The 19,850-nt window shown below is 40.4% G+C and carries 16 protein-coding genes; 9 read left to right on the plus strand and 7 right to left on the minus strand.

The genetic code is table 11. The features are described from left to right. Positions 1–378: 378 nt before the first annotated feature. Genes thrA through thrC form a run of 3 tightly spaced genes read left to right on the plus strand, consistent with a single transcriptional unit; the run spans position 379 to position 5,067 of the window. On the plus strand, positions 379–2,829 hold the full coding sequence (thrA, locus tag LV83_RS09775; RefSeq protein WP_111611367.1) for a bifunctional aspartate kinase/homoserine dehydrogenase I: 2,451 nt from the start codon (positions 379–381) through the stop codon (positions 2,827–2,829). Further along, positions 2,829–3,764 carry a homoserine kinase gene (locus tag LV83_RS09780; protein ID WP_111611368.1) on the plus strand — a complete coding sequence of 312 codons (936 nt, stop codon included), beginning with the start codon at positions 2,829–2,831 and terminating at the stop codon, positions 3,762–3,764. Before thrA ends, LV83_RS09780 begins: the two co-directional genes overlap by 1 nt. A 4-nt stretch (positions 3,765–3,768) precedes the next feature. Further along, positions 3,769–5,067 (plus strand): threonine synthase, encoded by a 1,299-nt coding sequence (thrC, locus tag LV83_RS09785; protein WP_111611369.1) that lies wholly within the window; start codon positions 3,769–3,771, stop codon positions 5,065–5,067. On the opposite strand, the gene LV83_RS09790 is transcribed toward thrC, so the two are convergent. The 3 genes from LV83_RS09790 to LV83_RS09805 form a co-directional block, all read right to left on the minus strand. Next, complete coding sequence (locus tag LV83_RS09790) at positions 5,059–6,015, minus strand: hypothetical protein (RefSeq protein ID WP_111611370.1); 957 nt, start codon at positions 6,013–6,015, stop codon at positions 5,059–5,061. The genes thrC and LV83_RS09790 overlap by 9 nt on opposite strands. Before the next feature lie 403 nt (positions 6,016–6,418). Then, positions 6,419–7,378 (minus strand): Fic family protein, encoded by a 960-nt coding sequence (locus LV83_RS09800; RefSeq protein ID WP_111611372.1) that lies wholly within the window; start codon positions 7,376–7,378, stop codon positions 6,419–6,421. A gap of 243 nt (positions 7,379–7,621) precedes the next feature. Further along, positions 7,622–8,596: a polyprenyl synthetase family protein gene (locus LV83_RS09805; protein ID WP_111611373.1), complete on the minus strand. Its 975-nt coding sequence runs from the start codon at positions 8,594–8,596 to the stop codon at positions 7,622–7,624. A gap of 147 nt (positions 8,597–8,743) precedes the next feature. Between LV83_RS09805 and LV83_RS09810 the strand changes: the two genes are divergently transcribed. The 3 genes from LV83_RS09810 to LV83_RS09820 all read left to right on the plus strand — a co-directional run bounded on the left by LV83_RS09810 (position 8,744) and on the right by LV83_RS09820 (position 12,043). Beyond that, a complete protein-coding gene (locus LV83_RS09810) occupies positions 8,744–9,220 on the plus strand; it encodes a DUF4199 domain-containing protein (protein WP_111611374.1) in 477 nt (158 codons plus the stop codon). Between the two features lie 89 nt (positions 9,221–9,309). Next, positions 9,310–11,007, plus strand: a complete 1,698-nt coding sequence (locus tag LV83_RS09815; protein WP_111611375.1) for a 1-acyl-sn-glycerol-3-phosphate acyltransferase — start codon at positions 9,310–9,312, stop codon at positions 11,005–11,007. Then, positions 10,985–12,043 (plus strand): NAD(P)H-dependent glycerol-3-phosphate dehydrogenase, encoded by a 1,059-nt coding sequence (locus tag LV83_RS09820; RefSeq protein ID WP_111611376.1) that lies wholly within the window; start codon positions 10,985–10,987, stop codon positions 12,041–12,043. Before LV83_RS09815 ends, LV83_RS09820 begins: the two co-directional genes overlap by 23 nt. 183 nt (positions 12,044–12,226) lie before the next feature. Here LV83_RS09820 and LV83_RS09825 read toward each other — a convergent pair whose 3' ends face one another. Beyond that, a complete protein-coding gene (locus LV83_RS09825) occupies positions 12,227–13,393 on the minus strand; it encodes a PQQ-dependent sugar dehydrogenase (protein ID WP_111611377.1) in 1,167 nt (388 codons plus the stop codon). Between the two features lie 82 nt (positions 13,394–13,475). Then, positions 13,476–14,498, minus strand: coding sequence for a class 1 fructose-bisphosphatase (gene fbp, locus LV83_RS09830; RefSeq protein WP_111611378.1), 1,023 nt, complete (start codon positions 14,496–14,498; stop codon positions 13,476–13,478). Positions 14,499–14,555: 57 nt separating this feature from the next. Between fbp and LV83_RS09835 the strand changes: the two genes are divergently transcribed. Further along, a complete protein-coding gene (locus LV83_RS09835; protein ID WP_111611379.1) occupies positions 14,556–15,824 on the plus strand; it encodes an aspartate kinase in 1,269 nt (422 codons plus the stop codon). Positions 15,825–15,917: 93 nt separating this feature from the next. Then, positions 15,918–17,042: a Gfo/Idh/MocA family protein gene (locus tag LV83_RS09840; RefSeq protein WP_111611380.1), complete on the plus strand. Its 1,125-nt coding sequence runs from the start codon at positions 15,918–15,920 to the stop codon at positions 17,040–17,042. Positions 17,043–17,061: 19 nt separating this feature from the next. Here LV83_RS09840 and LV83_RS09845 read toward each other — a convergent pair whose 3' ends face one another. Then, positions 17,062–17,937, minus strand: a complete 876-nt coding sequence (locus LV83_RS09845; protein WP_111611381.1) for a fructosamine kinase family protein — start codon at positions 17,935–17,937, stop codon at positions 17,062–17,064. Then, a complete protein-coding gene (locus LV83_RS09850) occupies positions 17,930–18,415 on the minus strand; it encodes a low molecular weight protein-tyrosine-phosphatase (protein ID WP_111611382.1) in 486 nt (161 codons plus the stop codon). The genes LV83_RS09845 and LV83_RS09850 overlap by 8 nt, the downstream gene beginning before the upstream one ends. A gap of 187 nt (positions 18,416–18,602) precedes the next feature. On the opposite strand from LV83_RS09850, the gene LV83_RS09855 reads away from it, so the two are divergent. Continuing rightward, positions 18,603–19,841: a 3-deoxy-D-manno-octulosonic acid transferase gene (locus tag LV83_RS09855; RefSeq protein WP_111611383.1), complete on the plus strand. Its 1,239-nt coding sequence runs from the start codon at positions 18,603–18,605 to the stop codon at positions 19,839–19,841. Positions 19,842–19,850 lie beyond the last annotated feature (9 nt).

Genomic DNA, 19,850 nt, shown 5'->3' on the forward strand with positions numbered 1-19,850 from the left:
ACTACAATGGATTGTTTGGCTAATAGAAATTTTGGCAGTAAGATTGTCACATCAATTGTCCAGTTATGGTATTTGCAGCAAAAATCTCTTTAGACCTAAATCTACTTCCAGCCATGGAAGCGAGCGCCTGCACCACTTTTTCTATGACGACATGGATGGGTACCACCATTACGGGTTGATCCCGTCTATATATTTTAAGTACCCGCCCCCGAGGCCTTAATTGGCCAATTTTAATTTCCCAAGTAATTAATTCCAGAAGTAAAATTTATGAAATCGAGCATGGCCGAAGGTTCAAACAAAGGTATTATTACCAACTATGCGAGACTCCAAAGCCTGTCCCGAATAATCGGGATGACTAATAAAAACCAGTTATAAGACATGAAAATCATCAAGTTTGGTGGCTCATCCGTAGCGAATCCAGAAAATATACAGCGAGTTTTTTCCATCATTCAGGACAAACTGAAGGAAGATGAAGTGGCAATAGTTTTTTCTGCTTTTGGTGGAGTCACAGAGAGTTTACTGAAAATTGCCCAGTTGGCGAGAGAGGGAGATGAAGCATATCGTGAGGTCCTTCAAATGCTGGAAGAAAAGCACCTGACTATTGTGCGTCAACTGATAGCAGTGCAAAGTCAATCCACTGTGATGACTTTTGTGAAAGTGAGATTCAAAGAGCTAGAGGATCTTTTTCATGGGATCTACCTGATCAAGGAAAACTCTGTTCGCACACTTGATTATGTAGCAAGTTTTGGAGAAAGACTAGCGGCATTTATCCTTGCGGAGTCCATGCAGGGGCATGGATTTAAAACGCAGTTTCTTGATGCACGGGAAGTTATCCGAACCAATGATAGATTTGGGCAGGCAAAAGTGGATTTTGAATTCACCAACTCTGCCATCAAAAATTACTTTGCGAAGCACGATGGCATCAAAGTAATCACAGGCTTTATTGCATCCACTGCAAAAGGAGAAACTACTACGCTAGGTAGATCGGGTTCTGATTATACTGCGGCTATTTTTGCTGCGGCTTTGGATGCTGAGAATCTTGAGATTTGGACAGATGTTTCTGGAGTTTTGACTTCAGATCCAAAGTTGGTTTATACAGCATTCACCATTCCTCAGCTGAGTTACAATGAGGCTATGGAACTTTCGCATTTCGGGGCCAAAGTAATTTTCCCAGCGACTATGCAGCCTGCGATGCGTAAGAGCATTCCGATTTACATTAAAAACACATTTGAGCCAGAAAATCCGGGTACGCTCATCAATGGAGAAGTAAGTCCAGGCGCTTTGATCAAAGGAATAAGCTCTATTCCAAATGTGTCTATTGTAACTGTTCAGGGAGCTGGAATGCTTGACTCTGTGGTGGGTACAAGTCGTGTTTTCAAAGCTTTGGCAGAGGCAAAAGTTAACATTTTGTTGATTTCACAAGCTTCCTCTGAACATAGCATTTGTCTTGCCATCAAAACCCAAGAGTCCTATTTGGCAAAAGAAGCTGTAGAAAAAGAGTTCTTCTATGAAATTAAGTCAGGAGAAATGGACGAGGTAATCTTGTTACATGACTTGGCTACGGTGGCTGTCGTTGGAGAAAACATGAAGCATAATCCTGGTGCTTCAGGCCGGATGTTCCGCGCTCTGGGTAGAAATAATATTAACGTGGGAGCAATAGCACAAGGAAGTTCGGAGCTGAACATTTCAGCAGTAATTCCTCAGCCTGATTTGCAAAAGGCATTGAATGCACTTCACGAGGCATTTTTCCTTTCTGAGAATAAAGTACTACACGTATTCTTAGTCGGTACGGGCTTGATCGGACAGGCATTGATCAAAATGATTACTACTCAGCAGCAAAAACTTCGCGGAGATAATGAATTAGATATTCAGGTGCATGGACTTGCTAATAGTAGATATATGGCTTTCCATGAGGATGGTTTTGATCTCAGCAATCCATACCAATTGAGTGAGTCGGATGAAAAAACTGACCTTAGCAAATTCATCCATACTATGGAGGAGATGAATTTCTCCAATACCGTATTTGTGGATTGTACTGCAAGTCAGGATGTGGCAGAGCTTTATTCTCAGGTTTTGGAAGCAAAAGTTGCTATCGTCACGCCTAACAAAAAGGCCAATTCTGGCTCAATGGAGCAGTACAAAAACTTGAAAAGAATTGCTAAAAAACGCGGGGTGAAATTCCTGTATGAAACCAACGTGGCAGCAGGACTTCCTGTCATCAATACATTACAAGATTTGATGCTGAGTGGAGATAAAGTGATCCGAATTGAAGCGGTGCTATCTGGCTCCATGAATTACATTTTCTCTGAATTGGAAAAAGGTGATCCTTTCTCCGAAGTGGTGAAAAAAGCGAAAGAATTAGGTTACACTGAGCCAGATCCTAGAGACGATTTGAGCGGAATGGATGTGGCGAGAAAGATCTTGATTTTGGGTCGTGAAGCTGAACAAAACCTAGAATTTGATTCTATTGATATTCAAAGTATGGTTCCGGAAGACTGTCAGGATTTAGGTACTGTTCCTGAGTTTTTTGAAGTCTTGAAAACCCATGATAAAGACTTTGCTGAAATGCTAAAAACAGCGGAAGCCAAAGGAGAAAAACTTCGCTTCATGGCAACTTTGGAAAATGGAAAAGCTAAAGTGGGCTTGAATTCTTTGCCTATCTCTCATCCATTTAGTGGTTTGGGCGGATCTGATAATATGATTCTTTTGACGACAGATAGATATCGTGATAGACCGATGATCATCAGAGGTCCAGGTGCTGGCGCAGATGTGACTGCAGCAGGTGTATTTGCAGATGTGATTCGTATCGGTAACTACACTAGAGAATAATGCGCTCTGTCAAAGCTTTTGCCCCAGCAACTGTTGCGAATGTATCCTGTGGATTTGATATCCTAGGATTTGCGATTGATGCAATGGGCGATACCGTAGAGCTGGTTTTAAAAGACGAGCCAGGATTGGTTGTGGTTTCCATTGAGGGAGACGAAGGAAAGCTTCCTCTAGAAGCGGAGAAAAATACTTGCGCCGTGGCTATTCAAGCCATGTTGGATGAGTTGGATTCCAAAGCTGGGATGAATATTTACCTGACAAAAGGTTTGCCTTTGGGTTCGGGGATGGGCTCCAGTGCCGCAAGTGCCGTGGCTGCTCTAGAAGCTGCGAATAGATTGCTTGGAGACCCATTTGAGAAAAAAGATTTGTTGCCCTTTGCGATAGCTGCAGAGAAAGTTGCCTGTGGCGCTGGACATGCAGATAATGTCGCACCTAGCTTATTGGGTGGTTTTGTATTGGTAAGAGATTATCATCCGCTGGATGTGATTAAACTTCCGGTGCCATCTGGCCTATATTGCACGCTACTACATCCACATTATGAGCTGAAAACGGCAGATTCTAGATCTGTACTGCGAGACCAGATCCCTATGAAGCATGCGACTATTCAGTCCGGGAATGTTGCTGGATTGATTGCTGGGCTATATGAAAGTGATTTTGAGTTGATCTCCAGATCCCTTCGAGATGTGATCGCTGAGCCATATCGCGCGGTTTTGCTTCCAGGGTTTTACGAAGTAAGAGAAGCCTTGAAATCTGCTGGAGCATTGGGGATGGGGATTTCCGGTTCGGGACCTACGCTATTCGCACTTTCCAAAGGAAAGGAAACAGCCGAGGCCGTAGGAAAAGCAGGCAAAGAAATATTTTCAAAAATTGGACTTGACGTTGATGTGTATTTCTCTGAAATCAACACCCGAGGCGCATACGTCATCGAAGAAAAATAAGTTTATGAAGTTCTACAGCACAAATAATTCAGCGCATCAAGTCAATCTCGCTGAGGCAGTGATCAAAGGGTTGGCGCCAGATCAGGGACTTTACATGCCAACGGAAATTCCTGTTTTATCGGAAGATCTTTTGAATAAATTACCTGAAATGACTTTTCAGGAAATAGGATATGAAGTCATTGGAGCATTGTTTTCTTCGACATTGAGCCAGGATCAGATCAAGGAATTGGTAGATCACACGCTGACTTTTGACGCACCGCTGGTGAAAGTGGAGGACGATGTGTATAGTCTCGAACTTTTTCATGGACCAACGCTGGCATTCAAAGATTTCGGCGCCCGATTCTGCTCCAAACTGATGAGCATGCTGATGGAGAAATCTGATCGCACGGTTCGCGTACTGGTCGCAACTTCTGGTGATACGGGAAGTGCTGTGGCAAATGGGTTCTTGGGCGTTGATGGAGTGGAAGTGATCATTCTTTTTCCGAAGGGAAAAGTAAGTGAACTTCAGGAAAAGCAGTTTACGACCTTGGGGCAAAACATCACCGCGCTGGAAATTGACGGTGTTTTTGACGATTGTCAGAAGTTGGTGAAGGAAGCATTTTTAGATAAGGATCTGAATGAAAAGCTGTTGCTGACTTCGGCTAATTCCATCAATGTAGCCCGCTGGATTCCACAGTGTTTGTATTATTTCTATGCATTTTCCAGACTTCCAAAGAACGGTAAAAAAGTAGCTTTTGCTGTTCCTTCGGGGAATTTCGGGAATATCGCAGCGGGAATATTAGCGCAAAGAATGGGCTTGCCGATTGATCAGTTTGTTGCTGCAACCAATGTGAATAAGGTGGTTCCGGATTATTTGAACGGGGCGAAATTTGCCGCTATGGCTTCCATCGCTACGATCAGCAATAGCATGGATGTCGGCAATCCAAGTAATTTTCCTAGGCTTTTGGCGCTTTATGATAATGATGAAAAGACCTTAAAGAATAATGTGAAGGGGTACTTCTACTCGGATCAAGAAACAGAAGTAGCGATGCAGAAGGTGAAAAAAGCTGGCTACACAATGGATCCTCATGGCGCGGTTGGGTATTTGGGATTAAGCGATTTTATGGCTGAAAACTCAGACTATCAAGGCGTATTTTTGGAAACTGCCCATCCTGGAAAATTCCGTGAAACGGTGGAGAGAGCACTGGATTTGAAACTTGAGCTTCCGGAGCGTTTAGCGGCTTTTATGGATGGAAAGAAAAAAGTAGAAGCTATGGGGAATGATTTTAAGGAGTTTAAGGGGTATTTGAAAGGTTTATTTTGAGTCTATTTTTATGGAATTGAAAAATTGATTCCCCATTTTTTGGTAGATGCTATCTGAAAGTGGATTAGCCGGGTAAGAGAACCGGGCATAATAAAGCTGGTTTACGCTGTCTAATAGAAGTTTATCTTTAAAAGTCATCATGTTTATGCTGTCTTCCGAATGGTTTTCTAAAATAGCGTTAGGATGATTTGGAGTCCAATTGATTATAATGTTCGTTAGTCCTTGATTGAAAAGAAAATCCACAGACCAATTTTCTAACATTAAAGTATCTAGATAGACTTCATTTAAATTCCATATAATAAATTCGATTTTTTTCTTTTTCACTGTATATCCTAAGAACGTATCATGATCATAAAGCAGGTAGTTTGCTTTTGGTTTTTCAGGAAAAAAAGCTGAGACGTTATTAAATAATTCGTATGATTCTTCTTGATTAAGCATTGAATCGATTTTACATTCCCAGTAGATCTGCATTACCTCATTCAGACTATGGTTTGATTCAAAGTCATATTTTTTTTGTAAAAAACTTAACCTTTTTCGATAGCGAGATAATTCAGAGTGGATCTTACTTTCACCATAGTTGTTAGTTTTTATTTTTTTATTTAGCTCTTTTGCCATTGACTTGGCTAACTTAACATGATATGATTCATGAGTAAACAATTCTTCTGAACTTACTAACCCTGCTCTATACCAAGATTGATGACGGTCAATAAATGCTTTGACTTCAAGGGTTTCATTCTTTTGGAGAACTAGCCCAACGCTTACTTCTGCATCCATACCTGTCCAAATCTCTTGAAAACTTAGAAAATCACTCATTTCTAACTCGGAAGAATCGTCTAGTATTCTATACCTTTCTACAGAAGCATCTTTATTTTTTCTGTAATAATCATATAGCGCAGCGCTGTATGCAAACAAAAATAGAATTCCTAGAATTTTGTACAGCCTTTTCATTTTTTCTTAAGAAAAGAATAAAATGTGTAAGGTAATGAGAATGCTATTTCTGATATGAATACCCAAATCATTATAGCGGTAATTAGATTAGATGTACTGCCAATTTTATGAAACAAGCCATTTAATTTTAGAAAAATGTATAATAATATAAATATTATTAATGCTAGCATAAGGTCTTGGATTATTCTACCAATGAAGTGATTCATTTTATCATGATCTTTTAAATAGAAATAATGCATTAGAGGAATTGGTATTATGAAAATAATGGAGTGATATAAAGAAAGGGAGGTATGTAACTTTACTATTTGGTAAGTAAAATACATTGAAATAGTTAGGAGACTTATAAAGAGAATCGTAGTAATGTTTTTCTTTGAGAAAGTTTTCATGATAGAAGGCATGTCTGTTATTTTTTTGTTGATAGAAAATACCTCATCTGATTTCCTTTTCCTTCAGCCAGAATTAGACTTGCTTCTACTGCCTTTTTCAAATCACGACTGGTAGCAGAGGAAATAGTTTTGAAGACATCCATGTAGTCCTTTCGGCTAAATCCTGTTTTTCCTAAAGAAATAAAGTGCGCGATCCGCTGCTCTGAGGTTAAAGTCTGGCTATTGGTATTAAGTAGGTTGACTAGAGAATTATCGATGATTCTTAACATGTAATCGATAAAAATTGTTGACGATCCTGATTTATCCCTTTTGGCTAATGCTTCGTAATACTCATCCTGAGTTTGACTGATCAGCGTTTCAAAGGGAAGGAATTCAAAAAGAGGATACCTTTCTTTGAGAATTACCGTTTGCCACAGCCTTCCCATTCTACCGTTTCCATCCAGAAAGGGATGAATAAATTCCATTTCGTAGTGAAATACACAGCTTTTGATCAAAGCAAGTTCGTCATCTTTTTTCAGGTAAGTGAAAAGATCCTTCATGAGTCCAGGGACATTTGAGGCTGGCGGTGCCAAATGCGCAACTTGTGATCCTTTTACTACTCCAACCCCGCGATAGCGATAAGTTCCAGGTTGATCAACCAATCCCTTCATGAGAGTTGCGTGTGCGGATAGGAATGATTTCTCAGAGGAGGCTTTATAGGAGTTTAGAAATTCATAAACTTCTATTGCATTTATGACCTCAGAAATATCCTTCTGTGGGCCGATAATCTTCTTATTCTCAATTAAGGCAGTTATTTGCTCTTCCGAAAGTGTATTTCCCTCGATCTGAAGAGAGGAGTGGATGGTTTTGATATTATTTTGCTTGCGAAGCTGAGGTGACTGCTTGTCCAAAAAAAGTGCATTTACCTCTCCGATTTTTTCTGAGATCGAGCTGACCAATTGCAAGATGGATGGCGTGATATCGTAGGGAGGTTTCATGGTGATAGTATCATTTGATACTATCAAAGATATTATTATTGAGATTACAGAGGATATAATCGGATGATTAAAGCCGAGAAATAGTGATTAGTCTACTTTGCGAATTCAACAAACAACATCAAACCTGCTTATTTGTAGGTAAAAACTAGCATTGAGGCTACTTCGGTCTCCCGTCTCCCGTCTTCCAGCCCGTAAATCAAGGCGATTTAGATCAAAGACCTATTTGCAAACAAACAATAAAACCTACTTCTTCCTCTCAATCGTATAGCTCACCAATCCTTCCAGGGAAGTTTTATATTCCGATTCAGGGAAGGTTTTTAGGATATCAAGAGCTTCTGCGTAGAATCTATCCATGATGGTTTTTGCGTATTCCAATCCGCCACTTTTCTTCACAAAATCAATAACCTGATTTACTGCTTTCTTGTCTTCGCTTCGGTTTCGGATCAAGTTGATAATTTTCTTTTTCTCCAACCAATCGGCCTTTGATAAGGCAAAAATCAGCGGAAGGGTCATCTTCTTTTCTTTGATGTCAATCCCAACTGGCTTACCTATTTCATCTTCTCCGTAGTCAAAAAGATCGTCTTTGATCTGGAATGCCATCCCGACTTTCTCTCCGAATTCCCGCATTTTGGCGATAGTTTCATCACTGCTGTCAGTACTGGAAGCACCTACTGCACAGCAGGAAGCCAACAGGCTGGCAGTTTTCTGACGGATGATATCGTAATAAACTTCCTCTGTGATGTCGAGCTTACGTGCTTTAGCGATTTGCAGCAATTCTCCTTCAGACATTTCTTTAACTGCATTGGAAACGATCTTCAGAAGTTTGAAGTCATTGTTTTCCACACTCAAAAGCAAACCTCTGGAAAGCAGGTAATCGCCGACAAGAACTGAGATTTTGTTTTTCCAAAGGGCATTGACAGAGAAAAACCCACGACGGTAATTCGCGTCATCCACCACATCGTCGTGTACAAGCGTCGCAGTATGAAGTAATTCAATTAGCGCAGCGCCACGGTGAGTGGAGTCATTGATTCCACCACAAACTCCAGCAGTCAAAAAAACAAACATTGGGCGCATCTGCTTGCCTTTGCGCTTGACAATGTAATTGGTTATGTGGTCGAGGAGCTTGACCTTAGATTTCATAGAGGCCCGAAATTTCAGCTCAAACTGAGCCATTTCATTCTCTATTGGTATTTGTATTTGCTTAAGGTCTGGTTTCATCCGGTCTTTGATGCCGTAAAAATAATACCCTTTCGCTCATGGGCAAGGGATTAGAAGGCTAGTAGCAGCAATCAATTAAAAATGGTGCTGATTTTAATTAATTATGTATTTTGTAAGTACGTTTTTGCACCCTAAACCCTGAAGACTATGAAGAATATTAAAATTGAGATCAAGTGGGCGTTGATATTTGTAATAATGATGCTCGCTTGGATGGCTTTGGAAAAGTCCTTAGGCTACCATGATGAGAAAATAGCTGATCATCCATTCTTCACTAATTTTGTAGCCATTCCTTCTATCCTTATCTATGTTTTTGCCTTATTGGATAAAAAGAAGAATCATTATTATGGATTGATGAGCTATAAGCAAGGTTTTATTACAGGTTTTATCATCACAATAATTGTTGCGATTTTTAGTCCGCTAGCACAATACATAACTATTGAATTCATTACACCTGAATATTTTCCTAACGTCATTAACTATGCCGTTAGTTCTGGTGAAATGACCCAGGAAGCAGCTGAAGCTTATTTCAATCTAAAGAGCTACATGATACAGTCTATCATAGGCGCGCTGATAATGGGTACTGTTACCTCGGCAATTGTTGCTATTTTTGTTAAATCAAAGTGATGAACTTGATCCTTTCCGCAGCGGGGTATTTCAGCTAGGAAGGGGCTTTTTCACTATCTTTAAGTTGATTTTTAATAAAAGCCAGTTACTTGGAGGAGAAATATATCAAACATAAGTACGAGCCAATTCACCCTAGCAAGGACGAATGGCCAGTAGTAAAGCTTGCTAGAGAGCGGAAAGAATTTGTGAAGAAAGTGGCGGATTTGTCTGAGGATAGAATTCTCAACCTCACGAGCAACAATTCTGATATTCTCAAGGAAGAGTTAGAGACGACTTTATACCGCGAAAAACTGAGGATAAAACAAAATCCTTGGGTAGTTGATCCGGATGACGATTCGTCTTTTTGGAGTGGAGTAAAATCCTCTTTGGTCCAGATAAGTACTGAAACTGCTAACAATAAAGCCAAGAAATTTCAAGCATATAAGGGGGTTTTGAATAGCATTACGGCCCGCTATGCGGAAGAGATTGCAAGTAATTTCAAGACTACTCATTATAAATTCACCCGCTCGGTAGTTACTTATGGCTTTTCTCGACTGCTCAATGCTGCTCGGGTCAAAGGCTTTAAATCCATATTCAGTAATCAGTATACACTTCAGGATAAGATCCAGATTACGGGTCAAACAGATCAATTGCGTGATCTAGCTACCAAGGGGACCGTTGTAATGGTGCCTACCCATTTCAGTAATTTGGATAGTATTCTAATTGGATGGGTGATTTCTGTTTTGGGGTTGCCACCATTTATTTATGGAGCAGGATTGAATCTCTTCAACATCTCCATTTTTGCCTACTTTATGAATTCACTCGGAGCCTACAAAGTGGATCGGAGGAAAAAGAATCTGATGTACTTGGAGACATTGAAAACCTATTCAAAAGAGGCCATTCAGTTTGGATGTCATTCCTTGTTTTTTCCGGGAGGTACACGATCTCGAAGTGGTATGATTGAGTCTAAGTTGAAGCTCGGACTTTTGAGTACGGCGATTGAAGCGCAGCGGGCAAATTTTGAAAATGGCTTAAACGATATCTCAGGCAAGATTTTCATCGTGCCTGTCACGATCAATTACCACTTTGTGTTGGAAGCACCGAGTTTGATTCGTGATCATTTGAGCATTACAGGACAAGAACGATACTATAAAGAGAATGATGAGTTTTCGAATTCTTACAAGATCTCAAAATTCCTCATCAAGTTTTTCACCAAAGGATCTGACATCTCAGTTTCGGTTGGAAAAGCTATGGATGTACTTGGGAATTATGTTGATGAGGAAGGGAGAAGCTTAGATAAGAACAATCGGGTGATTAATACACGGGATTACTTTATCTCCGATGGAAAAGTATCTGTGGATAGTCAGCGCGAAGAAGAGTATACCAATATGCTCGGGAAGCGAATAGTGGAGGAGTTTCATAAGATCAATCGTGTGTTTAATTCTCATTTAGTTGCTTTTGTGGCATTTGAAATGATCAAACAACGAAATAAAAAGCTGGACTTATTCGATCTATTGAGACTTCCAGAGGAAGATATAGCTATTCCATACGAGGATTTTAGGGAGAGTTGTCAACTGGTTTTGGATAAAATAAATGAGTTGAAGGCACAGGGTCTAATTAATACAGCGCCGCACCTTGCCCTAGACCTGGATGAAATCATCAAGCGAGGAATGGATAATGTGGGGATGTACCACGCCAAACGACCAATAATTCAAGATAAAAATGGAAATATAGGTACGGATGACATGAGTCTACTTTATTTTTATCACAATAGATTAACAGGATATGGACTCGAAAAACTCTACTAAGCCAAAGTATATTGGTGTGATCGGGGTTGGCAGCTTTGGAACGGTGGTAGCCAATATCCTTGCAGCTAAAAACCCTGTGATGGTTTACGCCAGAAAACAGGAAGTGGTAGATGAGATCAATGCTACTCACACGGCGCAGGGAAGGGCTATGAATGAGAATATAGTAGCATCAAATGATCCAGAGCAACTTTGCCAAAGCTGTGATGTGCTCTTTTTCATGGTCCCCTCATCTGGCTTTCAGAATGTAGTGAGAATTTTCTCTCCATTTCTTTTCCCATATCATTTGATTATTCATGGGACAAAAGGCCTCTGCCTTAATCTGAAGGAAGGCGAAACACTGGAAACGGTCAAGAAAATCAAGAGAAGTCAAATCCTGACCATGAGTGAAGTAATTCTTCAGGAAACCGTAGCTGTAAGAGTTGGATGTTTGGCTGGCCCAAATCTATCTAAAGAACTTTCTCAAGGTCAGCCTGCTGCAACTGTGATAGCTAGCAAATACAATGAGGTGATCTTGGAAGGGCAGAGTTTATTGAGATCTGAGAAATTCCAGGTGTATGGGAATTCGGATATTATCGGCGTTGAGATCAGCGGAGTTTTGAAGAATATCATCGCAATTGCCTCTGGCGCCTTGGCTGGTTTGGGATTAGGAGAAAATGCAAAGGGTCTGCTGATCAGCCGAGGAATGGTGGAAATGATTCACTTAGGCAATGCCCTTGGCGGCAGCATCAAATCTGTGATGGGGCTAGCAGGGATTGGCGATCTGGTCACGACATGCAACTCGGTACATTCCAGAAACTTTACGGTAGGCTTTAGATTGGCAAAGGGAGAAACACTAGAGGAAATTCTAGCTGATATGGAAGAGGTCGCCGAAGGAATCAATACGGTAAGAATTATCAAGGCATTTTTAGAAACAGCGGATCTTCGGGCACCTATAACGGAGAATCTTTATCGGGTTCTTTTTGAAGATTTGGAGATTGAAGAAGCGCTTCAGTTTTTGATGAAATATCCATTTAATGTGGATGTGGACTTTGTTTAAGCTTTTTACTGCTATGGATGCGGATTTTCACGCAGAGAGCGTAAAGTTGTCCTGCTTCTCCAGAAGCTGGACTTGCTGCATTTTTTCGTAATAAGACAGAAAAATATTCCAGCTATTTAAAAAGTAAAAAGCCACTTTTGAGAAATCAAAAGTGGCTTTTTTTCACAAGAGACTTGTCTGGAATTATCGAATCGGGATCAATTTTACCATTAGGCCTGTGCCCTCAGTGATCGCATAGATGTAGCCGTCTGGGCTTTGGGACACCTGGCGAACTCTACCGATATCCTGCAGCATTACTTCTTGATTTCCAGCAACTGCTCCATTCATATCCACACGGTTGATGTGCATTTTCCTCAAAGCACCGATAAGAATATCGCCTTGCCAAGCTGGATATTTATCGGAAGTGACCATAGTCATACCTGCAGTAGCAATAGATGGTACATAGTATGTCAAAGGTTGCTCCATTCCTTCTTTTTCCTGAATATCAGAAACAGGCTTGTCATCATATCCAATTCCCCAGGTAATTACTGGCCAGCCATAGTTTTTACCTTTTTCAAGCAAGTTCAGCTCATCACCACCTTGAGGACCATGCTCAGTTTCATAAAGCCTATTATTTTCCTTGTCGAAATAAAGACCTTGAGGGTTTCTATTACCGTAAGTCCAGATCGAAGCTACAGCCCCTTCCATATCTACAAATGGATTGTCAGCTGGTATTGTCCCGTCGTCATTTATGCGGTGAACTTTGCCATGGCCATTTGTCAAATCCTGGGCATTTGTAGGAGTGTTTTGACGCTCTCCGCTTGAATAGTAAAGGTATCCTTCATTGTCAAATACGATTCGGCTACCGTAGTGACCATTGCTTTTCCAAGCTGGAAGAGATTGGATTAACTCTTCTTGACTGACAGCATTATTTCCTTCAAGTTTGAATCTCATGATTGTCGTAGCCGAAGTGCTGTCTTGCATTTGCTTTCCGTAGGAAATGTAGATCCAACCGTTCTCATCAAATTTCGGATGAGCTGTAATATCCAATAGTCCGGACTGACCTTTCGTCCAAACTTCTGGAAGGCCTTGTACTTTTTCTCCAGTAAACTTGTCGTCTTGGAAGATAAGTATCTCACCTTTTTTCTCAGTGACAAGCATTTTGCCATCAGAAAGCCAGGTCATGCCCCATGGATTTTCGAATCCTGTATAAAGCGTATCGACATTGATCAACATGGCTTCAGTTTGAACAGCATATGTCTCGTCTATTGGTTCTTCTACAACTTCTTCAGTTTTTGGCGAGCAAGATGCCCAAAATGAAACTCCTGCAACCAAGAGCGCAATTGGAAGGTGGTTTTTTATATTTTTCATAGTCAGTTAATTAATAGTGCAAGATAAAGGACATCTTTCGATTCCTGACATTTTTTATATAAAGCGCTTATTTAATACGACTTTAGGCTGGTTTGGACAAAAATGATTCAGCTTCTTTCACCATTTCCTGAGACCCAATTAAAAGTGGTGTTCTTTGGTGAAGAGTAGTTGGTAGGATCTCCAAAATCCGTTGGGTTCCATCCGTTGCCATCGCTCCAGCCTGCTCTGCGATATAGGCCAGCGCATTCGCTTCATATAACAGGCGGAGTTTGCCAGCAGGGTTCTTTTTAGTAGCAGGATATAGGTAGATTCCACCTTTCAGGAGGTTTCTATGGAAGTCCGCCACTAGTGAGCCTATATATCTTGCGGAATACCTTCTTTCTTTGCATTGATTAATATAAGATTTGAAACCTTCTTCCCAATCATGCTGAGTTCCTTCATTTACTGAGTAGATCTCCCCGTTTTTTGGTGCTTGTATGTCAGGGTGAGAAAGAAAAAATTCACCTAGTGACTGCTCATAAGTAAAGCCATTGACTCCCCGACCTGTAGTGTAAACTAGCATCGTGGAAGATCCATAGAGCACATAACCGGCAGCCACCTGTTCTGTTCCAGCTTGCATGATGTCTTTTTCTTGAATTGGGCTTCCTGCAGGAGTTCTTCTTCTATAGATAGAGAATATCGTTCCTATACTAATATTGACATCGATATTCGAGCTTCCGTCCAATGGATCTATTGCCACGACGTATTTGCCAGAACTATTTTTTAAATCAATCACTGAATCCTCCTCTTCAGAAACTATGGCACAGACTTCGCCCCCTTTACTCAAAGCACGCATAAACCTGATGTTTGCAATGACATCTAGCTTTTGCTGTTCTTCGCCTTGGACATTTACTTGACCAAAAGCTCCTCCAATGTTGGAAAGACCAGCTCTTGTAGTTTCTCTATTCACTATCTTGGCGGCTAGAGCAATATCTCGCAAAAGTTGAGAAAGCTCTCCGGAAGCAAATGGGAAATCGCTTTGTTTGAGTTTGATAAATCGATCTAGGGTGGTGCCGACCGAATAGGCTAGACCGCTTTGGTCTGGTGCATAGGGTAAAATTTTCATTTCTTGGAATAGTTCAATTAGTGATTTAATTCATTTTGAAATTAAGCAATTATATTAATGACAAAAACTCAGATTTATAAATTTGGTGGTGCATCTGTAAAAGACGCGGCTGCAGTTAAAAACTTAGCTAAAATTCTCCGTAATCGATTGCGAAATAATTTTGTGATTGTGGTTTCAGCTATGGGGAAAACGACTAACCATCTTGAAACTATTCTTTCATTAAAATTAAAGGATCAGGATTATTCTGTCAATAGTACAATTTTAAAGGCCTTTCATCTAGATATTTGTAAGGAGCTCTTTCCAGCCGAGCATGTAATTTTCCCTAAAATCGAGAACTATTTTATCCTGCTCCATCATGAGCTCAACAATCCTATTTCTAAAGACAACTATGACGAATACTACGATCGGATAATAGGTTTTGGGGAGTTACTTTCTTCCCGAATCGTCATGGAGTATTTATGCTTCCAGGATTTGCTGGTTCTCTGGCAGGATGCTCGAGAGCTAATATGTACCGATAGTGATTTTCGTTTTGCAAAAGTGGATTGGGAGAAAACCCGCAGAAATTGTCAAACTCAACTCAAACCAAAATTGGAGCAGTTTCCAGTTTTGACCCAAGGCTTTATCGGCTCAGACCCTAAGGGAAGACCAACAACTCTGGGGAGAGAGGGTTCGGATTTTACCGCCGCAATCTTAGCTGCAAGTTTGGATGCGGCTTCGGTGACTATTTGGAAAGATGTCCCAGGGGTATTAAATGCTGATCCGAAGATTTTCAGTGATACGGTCCTTTTTTCTGAGCTGGATTATCAACAAGCTGCAGAAATGACCTTTTATGGAGCTTCCGTCATTCACCCCAAAACAATTAAACCCCTAGCAAACGCTGGGATTCCGCTTTTTGTAAAGTCATTTATCAACCCTGAGGAGGCTGGAACAAAGATTCATAATCTTTCAAAAGCTGGAGCTGCACAGACGATAGTAGTGAAGAAGGACCAGATACTCGTGAGTTTTAAAGTCACTGATTTTGCCTTTATTGAAGAGAAACATATCCATCTGATTTATGAGCAATTGCAGCGTCTGAAGTTGCGCGTGAATATGCTGCAGACCTCTGCAATTACAATTTCTATTGTTATCGATTCACAGTTGTTTAAATTGGAGCAATTGCTAGCTGAGCTAAAAAATGATTTCGAGATTAGATATAACGAGGGGCTTGAGCTTCTTACAGTTCTTCATGCTGATCCTGCCGCCCTTGCAAAATTAATATCGGATTATGAAGTTCTTTTGGAGCAAAGTACCAGGAACACAACTCAAATAGTTCGGCGCTTGAAATAGGTTAATCCCGAATTCCTTGAAAGAGTAGCAATGCTATTTGGCAGAAAATCAATATTTTCAGGGAAGTCAAACTCTCTAACCTAAACCGAACCTATGGAAACAAGAAGAATATTTTTACAAAAAGCCAGTCTTTCCGCTATGGCATTGACTTTACCAACTTTAACCCCTTTCACAGCAATGGCAGAATCTATTTCTGAATTCACCCGAGATGAAAAAACGTTACGAGTAGCTATCATGGGCTTGGGAAGCTACGGAACACGCGTGGCTGAAGCGATTCAGACTTGCAAAAGAGTAAAGCTAGTTGGAGTAATTAGTGGTACTCCATCAAAAGTTGTGACATGGAGAGAGAAGTATGGGATACCTGAGAAGAATTGCTACAACTACGAGAATTTCGATGCGATTAAAGATAATCCAGACATTGATGCAGTTTATGTAATTACCCCAAATGCCTTGCACAAAGATCAAGTGATCCGGGTAGCGAAAGCTGGAAAGCATGCTATCAGTGAAAAACCAATGGCTGTCAATGCTGCTGATGGGCAAGCTATGGTGGATGCTTGCAGTGCTGCTGGAGTTCATTTATTGATTGGGTACAGAATGCACTTCGAGCCGAACACTTTGGAAGCAATAAGAATGCGGGAATCGGGTGAATTGGGAGAAATAAGATTTTTCCAAGGGCTGAGTGGCTTTACAATCGGCGACCCAACTCAATGGCGATTAAACCCTGAACTTTCTGGAGGAGGAGCTATGATGGATATCGGTATTTATTCAATCAATGGTGCGCGATATATGGTTGGCGAAGAACCAATTTGGGTGACAGCACAGGAGGTCAAAACAAATCCTGAGAAATTTAAAGAAGGAATTGATGAGACGATCACTTTTCAACTTGGTTTCCCAAGTGGTGTAATCGCTTCTTGTCTGTCCACGTACAACATGAATAATTTGGATAGGTTTTATCTGAATGGCAGCAAGGGTTGGGTAGAAATGCAGCCTTCCACTGGCTATGGTCCTATCAAAGGGATGACACATAAAGGGCCACTTGATGAGCCAATTGTCACTCACCAGACCGTTCAGATGGATGAAATGGCTGCTATTATTTTTGATGGGAAAAAGCCCGAAGTTCCAGTGGATGGTGAAGAAGGAGTGAGGGATATGAAGATTATTGACGCAATATTCGAAGCTGTAAAAACTGGAGAGAAAGTGACCTTGAGTCTAACCTGAGATCTGGGAATTGGCTAGCTTACTTAACAAATCGGTTGATGATTCGCTCGATTCCTGGTAGGTAGGCTACGCCAAAAAGATTCAAATGAACCAATAGCGGGTATAGATTATACAATCCCATTCTGTCTTCAAAACCTAGTTCTAATGGCAAAACAGATTCATAGGACTCGTAAAATTTTGAATCAAATCCTCCAAATAGGCGGCTAAAAGCTATGTCCATTTCCCGGTGTCCAAAATACACCGCAGGATCTATAAAGCATGGTTCCCCGTCAGGAGTAGCAATCACATTTCCAGACCATAAATCTCCATGAACTAATGAAGGTTTTTCTTTAGGGAAATTACTTTCCAATTTCGGATAGATTTCTTGGAATTTCTTTAAGAATTCCAACGGAATCAAGCGATCAAAATAGGCTTTTCCGATCAGGGGTTCCAATCGTTGCTCAATGTAGAAATCTACCCAATTAGCTGTCTGTAGATTTTTTTGATGAATCGAAGCAATGTAATTGTCGTTTTCTAAGCCAAATTCATTTTGGGAAGTCAGGTGAAGATGTGCTAAACCAAGGCCTAGGTTTTCCCAATAATCATGTTTGGTTTTTCCCTCTGGGATAAATTCAGACAGTAAAAAATTATAGTCCTCAACTCTTCCGCAGCCATAAGTTTCAGGAACCTTCAGAAAAGTGGCTTTTCGAATGAGACTTAATCCTTCCGCTTCTTTGTAAAGAATATCCCGTTCATGGTCGAAGTTTAATTTTAGGAAAAATATACCTGAATTGCTTTCTATTCGGATGCCCTGATTATGATTTCCAGCAGCTACGAGAGAGGCTGATTTTAATTCAACCATAGTGCCTAGGCTTTCAAAAAGTATTTGTTCGTAGATCTCGTGCTGATCAAGCATAGAGATGATGGGTCGCTTTTACCTCTACAAGGAAACAATCAAGGGCCTCGTCTAATATCTGATATATTTCCTCAAATCCCTCCTCTCCGCCATAGTATGGATCTGGAACTGACAAGCCTTGTGTTTCAGGTACAAAGTCACGCATGAGGTGAATTTCTTTATCCTTAAAACCATACCTCGCTTTTAAGTTATTTAGATTTCGCAGGTTGTTTTCATCCATGGCAAGGATGTAGTCGAAATCTCTGAAATCTGTACGGTTTACTTGCCTGCCCCGATGATTAACGGGTAGATTATATTTCTTGGCGCACTTTATTGTTCGCTCATCAGGCAGTTCTCCTATATGAAAATCAGAAGTCCCAGCACTATCGGACTTAAATTGTGATTTCATACCGGCTTGCTCTACTTTATAATTAAAAATAGCTTCTGCAAGTGGAGATCTACATATATTACCTAAACAAACAAATAAAACTCTAATCATATTATTAGCTGAACTTAACTAGCTACTTGAAAAACAAAGGTTTTGAAAGTACCTAATTTTAGGGGGAAATGCACGGCGAGGGTAGTCTTTTTTTGAATGAATATTCAAAACTAACCTTCAAATAAACCTTTTTATCAGAATAAATCATGAATAAAACTATTTCAGGTCAAATAACTACTTTTGAGAAATGAAATGGATTTATCGAATCGGGATATTTTTTGCCAGAATACTTTTATTGCTAAGCGGACTCTTTATACCCAAAATTAGACATTTCTCTTCTAGTAGAAAAAATCTGTTTCAAAGACTGATAGCATTTAGGTCTAAAAACCAAGGAGAATTAGCTTGGTTTCATGTAGCATCCTTAGGAGAATATGAGCAGGCTAGACCAGTCATTGCTGAGTTAAAACGCGTGAAACCAGCTCAATTGGTAGCTGTCAGCTTTTTCAGTCCTTCGGGATATGACCACGTGATTAAAAAATCTCAGCCTAATGTGGATTTTATTACCTACCTGCCGGTGGATAGTAAGAGGCAGGCGGAAAATTTTGTCAATACCCTTAATCCTAGTCTTGCTTTTTTTGTCAAATACGACCTTTGGTATCATCATATTAATGCTGTGAAAGTTAGGAAGACTCCTTTGTTTCTGTTTTCAGCATCCTTTCGACCAGATCAGATTTATTTCAAAAGAGACGGCTTTTTCAGAAACATCCTGTTCCAGTTCGATTACATTTTTACTCAGAATAAAAACACTTTTGATTTACTTAAGTCTATAAATTATCAACAAACTAGTATAACTGGCGATACTAGATTTGATCGAGTTGCGGAAACAGCAAGGAATCATAAAAACTATCCGGCAATGGCTAAATGGGTTGGTGATAAACCCACTTTTGTGGCGGGTTCGGTCTGGCAGGAGGATATGGATTTGCTTATTCCGCTGATGAATTCAAATCCAGACTACAGATGGATAATCGCTCCACATGATTTGAGTCCTGAACCAATGAATCGATGGGCCGATCAGTTATCTTTGACTGCCGTTAGGTATTCACTTTGGGATTCGGACAATTCTCCGGGGGTGATTTTTATTGACAATATTGGAATGCTTAGTTCCTTGTATCAATTTGCCAGAATAGCATATGTCGGTGGAGCATTCGGTAAAGGGCTGCACAATATCTTGGAGCCGATAGGGTTCAAAGTCCCGGTGATTTTCGGCAAGCTGGTAAAGACTGAAAAATTTCCTGAGGCAGCAGAGAGTCAGGCTAAAGGATGTGGATTTGAGGTGAGTGAGCCTGAAAGTTTAAGCGTGGTTTTTAAGAAACTGGAGCAGCCAGAATTTTACCAACAAAGTGTGAATTCAGCTCAGAAATGGCTTGAAATGAATATTGGAGCTGCAAAAAGAATTGTAAATAAAGTGGAGGAACTAGTTTCATAAAGCCATTTT

The organism is Algoriphagus yeomjeoni (assembly GCF_003259505.1).
Classification (GTDB): Bacteria; Bacteroidota; Bacteroidia; order Cytophagales; family Cyclobacteriaceae; genus Algoriphagus; species Algoriphagus yeomjeoni.

Bases quoted from the DNA above. Each gene is read 5' to 3' on its own strand.
- LV83_RS09810 (WP_111611374.1), top strand. From the start codon at position 8,744: ATGAAGAATATTAAAATTGAGATCAAGTGGGCGTTGATATTTGTAATA.
- LV83_RS09835 (WP_111611379.1), top strand. From the start codon at position 14,556: ATGACAAAAACTCAGATTTATAAATTTGGTGGTGCATCTGTAAAAGAC.
- LV83_RS09840 (WP_111611380.1), top strand. From the start codon at position 15,918: ATGGAAACAAGAAGAATATTTTTACAAAAAGCCAGTCTTTCCGCTATG.
- LV83_RS09820 (WP_111611376.1), top strand. From the start codon at position 10,985: ATGGACTCGAAAAACTCTACTAAGCCAAAGTATATTGGTGTGATCGGG.
- LV83_RS09780 (WP_111611368.1), top strand. From the start codon at position 2,829: ATGCGCTCTGTCAAAGCTTTTGCCCCAGCAACTGTTGCGAATGTATCC.
- LV83_RS09845 (WP_111611381.1), bottom strand. From the start codon at position 17,937: ATGCTTGATCAGCACGAGATCTACGAACAAATACTTTTTGAAAGCCTA.
- LV83_RS09790 (WP_111611370.1), bottom strand. From the start codon at position 6,015: ATGAAAAGGCTGTACAAAATTCTAGGAATTCTATTTTTGTTTGCATAC.
- thrC (WP_111611369.1), top strand. From the start codon at position 3,769: ATGAAGTTCTACAGCACAAATAATTCAGCGCATCAAGTCAATCTCGCT.
- LV83_RS09850 (WP_111611382.1), bottom strand. From the start codon at position 18,415: ATGATTAGAGTTTTATTTGTTTGTTTAGGTAATATATGTAGATCTCCA.
- LV83_RS09855 (WP_111611383.1), top strand. From the start codon at position 18,603: ATGAAATGGATTTATCGAATCGGGATATTTTTTGCCAGAATACTTTTA.
- thrA (WP_111611367.1), top strand. From the start codon at position 379: ATGAAAATCATCAAGTTTGGTGGCTCATCCGTAGCGAATCCAGAAAAT.
- LV83_RS09805 (WP_111611373.1), bottom strand. From the start codon at position 8,596: ATGAAACCAGACCTTAAGCAAATACAAATACCAATAGAGAATGAAATG.
- fbp (WP_111611378.1), bottom strand. From the start codon at position 14,498: ATGAAAATTTTACCCTATGCACCAGACCAAAGCGGTCTAGCCTATTCG.
- LV83_RS09825 (WP_111611377.1), bottom strand. From the start codon at position 13,393: ATGAAAAATATAAAAAACCACCTTCCAATTGCGCTCTTGGTTGCAGGA.
- LV83_RS09800 (WP_111611372.1), bottom strand. From the start codon at position 7,378: ATGAAACCTCCCTACGATATCACGCCATCCATCTTGCAATTGGTCAGC.